General features: G+C 65.1%; 4 protein-coding genes. 2 read left to right on the plus strand and 2 right to left on the minus strand.

Annotated elements, in window-relative coordinates:
• The first annotated feature begins 4 nt into the window (after positions 1-4).
• Positions 5-1,936: a gamma-glutamyltransferase gene (gene ggt, locus MTX35_RS20170; RefSeq protein WP_243596664.1), complete on the plus strand. Its 1,932-nt coding sequence runs from the start codon at positions 5-7 to the stop codon at positions 1,934-1,936.
• Between the two features lie 3 nt (positions 1,937-1,939).
• Here the strand turns inward: ggt and MTX35_RS20175 are convergent, their stop codons facing one another.
• On the minus strand, positions 1,940-3,388 hold the full coding sequence (locus MTX35_RS20175) for an amidase (protein WP_243596665.1): 1,449 nt from the start codon (positions 3,386-3,388) through the stop codon (positions 1,940-1,942).
• A gap of 252 nt (positions 3,389-3,640) precedes the next feature.
• Here MTX35_RS20175 and MTX35_RS20180 point away from each other — a divergent pair, with 252 nt between their 5' ends.
• Complete coding sequence (locus tag MTX35_RS20180) at positions 3,641-5,215, plus strand: AbgT family transporter (RefSeq protein WP_243596666.1); 1,575 nt, start codon at positions 3,641-3,643, stop codon at positions 5,213-5,215.
• On the opposite strand, the gene MTX35_RS26080 is transcribed toward MTX35_RS20180, so the two are convergent.
• Positions 5,216-5,956: an Lrp/AsnC family transcriptional regulator gene (locus tag MTX35_RS26080; RefSeq protein WP_243596667.1), complete on the minus strand. Its 741-nt coding sequence runs from the start codon at positions 5,954-5,956 to the stop codon at positions 5,216-5,218. It abuts the gene before it with no gap.
• Positions 5,957-6,057 lie beyond the last annotated feature (101 nt).

A 6,057-nucleotide genomic window follows, 5' to 3' on the forward strand; every position in this document is an offset into this window, starting at 1 on the left:
GGCGGTGTCTGCAATCGGAGTGCACCGCTCGACTGTCCTTGCCTGTGCCCTGCTGCTGGTGCCGCTCGCCGCGTGCAGTAGCGGCGAGAGCACCGATCCCGACTCCGCGGCCGAGAACAGCTGTGTCCTCGGTGCCAGTGGCGGCACCCCGATAGGAGCGACGCCGAGCGCGAGTTCGGGCGACATCTCCACCAATCCGGAAGTGGCGACCGGGTATCGAACGAACATGACCCCGGTGGAAACGGCCTCGTACTCGGTCTCGACCGCCAATCCGGTCTCCACCGAGGCCGCCTGCGCGGTCCTGCGCGACGGCGGCACCGCGGCCGACGCACTGATCGTCGCGCAGACGGTGCTGGGCCTCGTCGAACCGCAGTCGTCCGGAATCGGCGGCGGCGCCTTCCTGATGTACTACGACGCGGCCACCGGGGAAGTTCAGAGCTACGATGGCCGCGAGACCGCCCCGATGAGCGCGACCGGCGATTACCTGCGGTACATCGACGACGTCAATCGCACTCTGCCGCAACCCGATGCCCGTTCGAGTGGGCGGTCGATCGGCGTTCCGGGAGTCCTGCGCATGCTCGAGCAGGCCCACGACGATCACGGCACCCAACCGTGGGGTGAGCTCTTCCAACCCGCAATCGGTCTCGCGGACAACGGAATCGAGATCAGCCCGCGCATGGCGTCGTCCATTGCCGACTCGGCACCGAAGCTCGCCCTCGACCCCGCGTCCAAGGAGTACTTTCTACAGCCGGACGGCACCGGCAAGCCGGCCGGGACGGTTCTGAACAACCCGGCGATGTCGAAGACGCTCTCCGCCATCGCAACCGACGGTGCCGACGCCTTCTACACCGGTGATATCGCGCAGGCCATCGTCGATGCGACCGCCGACACCACCGCAGGCCGTACCCCCGGACAGATCACCCTGGAGGATCTCGCCGCGTACGAGCCCAAGACTCGTACGGCCGTGTGCACCGAGTACCGCGACCACGACATCTGCGGTATGCCCGGTCCGTCCTCGGGCGGTATCGCGGTGGCATCGGCGATGGGAATTCTCTCCAACTTCGATCTCGCGCAATACGCGCCGACGGGGATGGACGCCAACGGCGGCACCCCGACGGCCGAGGGTGTGCACCTGATCGCCGAGGCCGAGCGCCTCGCGTACGCCGATCGTGACAAGTACGTGGCCGATCCGGACTTCGTGCCCCTGCCCGGTGGGTCGCCCGACGCGTTGCTCGATCCGGAATACCTCAGCGAGCGAGCAGGACTGATCGACGAGGGTAGGTCGATGGGTACCGCGCAGCCCGGCGACTTCGGCCCGGTCCAGTTCGCCTCGTCCACCGATCCCGAGTACGGCACCAGCCACATCTCCGTCGTCGACAGCGAGGGCAACGCGGCCTCGATGACGACGACAGTCGAGTCGGCCTTCGGCTCGTTCCACATGGTCGACGGGTTCCTGCTCAACAATCAGCTCACCGACTTCTCGGCCTCGCCGGTGGCCGAGGACGGAACTCCGGTGGCCAACCGCGTCGAGCCGGGGAAGCGTCCGCGCAGCTCGATGGCCCCGACACTGGTCTTCGATCGTGGCGACGACGGCGCGCGCGGCGACCTTGCGCTCGTCACCGGCTCTCCCGGCGGATCGGTGATCATCCAGTTCGTCGTCAAAACGTTGGTGGGACTGCTCGATTGGGGCATGGACCCACAGCAGGCGGTGTCGATGGTCGATTTCGGTGCCGCCAACACACCGTCGACCAACTACGGCGGCGAACACCCGAACGTCTCGGGTGAGGACGATCCGGTGGTGGTGCAGCTCCGCGAGATGGGCCACCAGGTGTCGGTCGCAGACCAGTCCAGTGGACTGAGCGCGCTCGAGCGCACCGACACCGGGTGGATCGGAGGAGCCGACCCACGCCGTGAGGGTGAGGTACTCGGCGGATGACGCTCAGGGCAGGGCAGCCGCGGGGCCGGCAGCGGACGTCACCGCGAGCTCGGGCTTGCGTCGGTGGAAACCCGTCGACGCCTCGAATGCGTGCGCGGCGCGGAGCAGCAGCCGGTCGGCCCCATCGGCTGTGACCATCTGCAGTCCGACAGGCAGACCGGAGGAGCTGAAGCCACCCGGAACAGACAACGACGGCAGTCCTGTCGCCGAGATCAAACAGGCCGCGCGCATCCAGTCGAGATAGTTCCCCATGGGCGTGCCGTCGATCTCGGTCGGGTATTCCTCGTCGGCCGGAAACGGCAGTACCTGAACCGCAGGCGCGATCAGGACGTCGTACGTCGAGAAGAATCGTCTGACGGCCACACCGAGGCGACTACGAGCCGCGTTCGCAGAGATCATGTCTCGGGTGGTGAGCGCCATGCCCTTGTCGACGTTCCACTGCACCGCGTCCTTCATCCGGTGCCGATGCTCGGCCAGCAAGTGACCGTAGTTGGTCGCGAAGTCGAACGCACGCGTGGTCTGAAAGACCTCGTCTGCGTCGGACAGATCCGGGCAGCCGACCTCGACGACGGCACCGAGATCCTCGAAGACGTGGAGCTGGCGACTCAGGACCTCGACCACCTCGCGTTCCACCGGCACGCCGAGACCGAAATCGGTGGTCCACGCAACCCGCAGGCCACGCAGAGTGCCGGGCTCCGCCGATGCGTAGGCGTCGTCGATCGGGAGACTGTGCGGGCTGGACGCGTCCGGGCCGGCGATGGCGCGCATCAGAAAGCGCACGTCCTCCACGTCGTGAGCCAGTACGCCTTGCCGGGCGATCCACGCCCACGGGTTGCGCGCGGGAGTCAACGGGACCCGACCGAGCGATGGGCGGTATCCGACCAGGTTGCAGAACGATCCCGGGGTACGCAGGGATCCGCCCATGTCGGAGCCGTCACCGGCCGGCTGCACCCCCGCGGCGATCGCGGCTGCGGCCCCGCCGCTGCTACCGCCTGCACTTCGGGTGGGGTCGTACGGATTGGTCGTCGTCCCGAACAGCGGGTTGAAGGTGTGCGACCCCGCGGCGAACTCCGGGACGTTGGACTTTCCCGTCGAATTGACTCCCGCGCGCTTGAGGCGCGCGATGATGCCGCTGTCTTCGGTGGGAACGTTGTCCGCCATCACCGGGGACCCGAACGTGGTGCGCATGCCTGCAGTGAGGTGGTTGTCCTTGTGGGTCATCGGCACGCCGTGCAGCGAGGGCAGTGCCGCACCCGAGACCGAATACTCGTCCGCAGCGAGGGCGCGCTGTTCTGCGGTCTCGGCGTCGAGTGTGACGACCGCGTTGACGACGGGATTGATCTCCTCGATGCGCGTCAGATGGGATTCGAGAGCTTCTCGCGCCGAGATGTCACGACGGCGGATGCTTGCGGCCAGCTCGCGCAGGGACATGGACTCAGCAGCACTGCTCATGGATCTCCTCGCTTCGGTCCGGCATCGCCGGAAGTGTTGTCGGCAGCCTATTTACACTCTGCATGCGCCCGCAGCACGGACAGAACCATCCTTCGCAATTGAGTGTTTTCGCCCGTCGCGTGGCGGATTCGCGCATACGGCCGGAAAAAACACGCAAGCAACAAATCGGCAACGTGAAACGAGTTGAGTGAGCAGAACATTCGCCATCGTGCTCTGTGTCACAATCCGAAGGTCTGCGAAGGAGAAACACCGATGTCCAGTCGAATCGACGGCCCGCCAGCAACTCCCGCGATGGCGGAGGACCAATTACCCAGGGGATTGAGACCGCTCTTCGCGCTGGTCTCCGGCATCGAGCGGGTGGGCAACAAACTGCCTCACCCGTTCCTCCTCTTCTGGATTCTCGCGGCCATCCTGGCTGTCGTCAGCGCAGTGCTCGCGGCCCTCGGCACCAGCGTCGTACTCCCCGGTACCGGCGAGTCGACAGCGGTTCGGAGTCTGTTGAGCAGTGACGGCGTCGCCATGATCTTCGGGACCGCGTTGGACAACTTCGCAGCCTTCGGTCCACTGCCGATCATCGTCACCGTCATCCTCGGCGTCTCGGTGGCAGAGCATTCGGGCGTGCTGACCACGTTGTTGCGCACCACCATCGTGAAACTGCCCACCAGATGGGTGACGTTCGCGGTCGCATTCGCCGGCACCATGTCGCACGTCATGTTCGATGCGGCATTCATCGTCGTCCTCCCCTTGGCGGCACTGGCCTTCAAGGCTGCGGGCCGAAGCCCGGTACTGGGCATGATGGTTGCATTCGTGGCCATCTCGGGTGGGTACAACGCATCACCGCTCATCACTCCGAGCGACGCGATTCTGTCCTCGTTGACGACCTCGGCGGCGCAGATCGTCGATGCGGAGTACGTGGTGACGCCCGTGGACAACTACTTCTTCAGTCTCGCTTCGTCATTGGTGATCTCCGTGTTCATCACCCTCGTCGTGGAACTGGTGATGGCCAAGCACATGAACCTCGACCCCGACGACGGCGTCGAGGACGGTGCCGAGAATCTGAAATTGGAACTCGCGCCCGCAGAGAAGAAGGGGCTGCGCCGCGCCGGCATCGCATTCCTGATCTACGTCGCAGTCATCGTCGCAGCTCTGCTGCCTGCATCGTCGCCACTACGAGGTGAGAACGGTGGCTTCGTCCAGTCCGTCGTCATGGAGAACGTCGCCTTCTTCATCGCCATCGCGTTCGTCCTGACCGGCTGGGTCTACGGCAGAACCACCGGCAGCTTCGGCCGTGCGCGGGAGATCCCCGAATCCATGGCAGTGGGGATCAGGACCCTCGCTCCGATTCTGGTTCTCTTCTTCGCGATCTCCCAGTTCCTCGCGTATTTCAAGTGGACCGGAATCGGCAACGTCGTCGCGGTCAACGGGGCGGAGCTGCTGAAGGCCGGTGGGTGGCATCCGCTGGTCGTCTTCCTGCTGATGCTGGTGGTCATCTCGATCATGAACCTGCTCGTCAGTAGCGGCTCGGCCATGTGGGCGATGCTCGCGCCGGTGCTGGTCCCGATGCTGATGTACATCGACGTCAACCCCGCAACCACTCAGGCCGTGTACCGGATAGCCGATTCCTGCACCAACGCAATGACTCCCATGTCCGCCTACTTCATCCTCACCCTCGGACTCATCCAGCGATACAAGAAGAATGCGGGTATCGGCACCCTGGCGTCGTTCACCATCCCCGTCGCACTGGGCATGCTGATCGTGTGGGCTGCACTGTTCGCCGTCTGGTACGCCTTCGGTATCCCGCTCGGCCCGGGTGCCCCCATTCGCTGATCAGTACAGGTAGGCCGCGGATTCCGAGGCGAACAGCCGATTGCCGCTGCGTTTGGTGGCTCGCAACACCGACACCACCGAGATCGAATCGGCCAGTGCCGACCATTTCGAATGAGTTGTCATCTCGTGCAACGCAACTCGATCCGAGCACGCGAAATTGATCCGTAGACCCTCGGAGCCGGCGACCGCCACGGCGTACCGCACCTCGGAATGCTCGAGCAGCAGGTCGACCAGGTTGTCGTGGTGCCGCGGTGCAACCTTCACCCACACCATCGCTTCCGCGGTGTACCCGAGCAACGCCGGTTCGACCACTACGCGCAGGCGGGACTTGTTCGTCTGCTCGAGTGTCTCCATATGACGTCGAACCGTGTTCTCCGTGGTGCCCACCACGCGCGCGATCTCCGACGTGGGTGTGCGCGCGTCCTCGGCCAGCACGCGCAGGATGCTGCGATGCAGCGACGAGATCTCCGGGCCGATCCGCCCGTCCGGCTGATAGCCCTCGTGGACGGGGGGAGTCAGGGCGGCCACCTGCCCGTGGTCGAGGATGCTCGGACGCCACTCCCGTACCGAACGATAGACACGGGTGATCGGATCGACTCGAATTCGCCGAATACCACTGACGCTCGGCAGATCGTCGAGCACTAGATCGGCCAGATGCGCGTCGTCGACCAGGATCTCCGCGATGCACTCCTCGTGTCCCGACGTGGCGTAGACGTGAGGTTCACCCCGGATGGTGGACACCGAGATAGCGGGACCGATGGTTCCGCTGGAAGGATGTCCGCATGTCCCGCAAACGCAGGTCGTTCACGACCGAATACAAGGTCGAGGCCGCCCGTAGGGTG

It is taken from the genome of Rhodococcus sp. ARC_M12, from assembly GCF_022810385.1.
Classification (GTDB): Bacteria; Actinomycetota; Actinomycetes; order Mycobacteriales; family Mycobacteriaceae; genus Rhodococcoides; species Rhodococcoides navarretei.

Bases quoted from the DNA above. Each gene is read 5' to 3' on its own strand.
- MTX35_RS20175 (WP_243596665.1), bottom strand. From the start codon at position 3,388: ATGAGCAGTGCTGCTGAGTCCATGTCCCTGCGCGAGCTGGCCGCAAGC.
- MTX35_RS20180 (WP_243596666.1), top strand. From the start codon at position 3,641: ATGTCCAGTCGAATCGACGGCCCGCCAGCAACTCCCGCGATGGCGGAG.